Raw genomic sequence first — 409 nt, forward strand, 5'->3', positions numbered from 1 at the left:
ACTGCACCCATTTGCCCGCCGCCGTGGCGCGCAGCTCCACCTGGGCCTGCCCTTGCGGGTCGCGGCCGTAGCGGGCGGCGTTTTCCAGCAGGTTGCTCAGCACCCGCCGCAGTTCCACCGCATCGCCCCACACCTTCAGGCCGGGGGGGCATTGCGCGTCCACCGCCCAGTTGGGCAGGTTGGCCAGCGGCTGCAGGCTGCTGGTCACCGCCTCGCCCAGGTCCACCGGTTCCAGCCGCGCCTGGCGGTTGCGGGCATAGTCCATGAACTTGTCGATGATGGTGTTGACCTGCTCGATGTCGGCCGCCATCAGTTCCCGGGTGCTGGGGTCGGGCACGCTCATCTCGGTTTCCAGCCGCAGCCGGGCCAGCGGCGTGCGCAGGTCGTGGGAAATCCCCGCCAGCATCAG

General features: G+C 69.9%; 1 protein-coding gene. It reads right to left on the reverse strand.

The features are described 5' to 3' along the window. Nucleotides 1-409: histidine kinase dimerization/phospho-acceptor domain-containing protein (locus HA630_RS27245; RefSeq protein ID WP_305792615.1), on the reverse strand; the 409-nt coding region annotated here is incomplete at both ends.

This window comes from Aquabacterium sp. A08 (genome assembly GCF_011742065.1).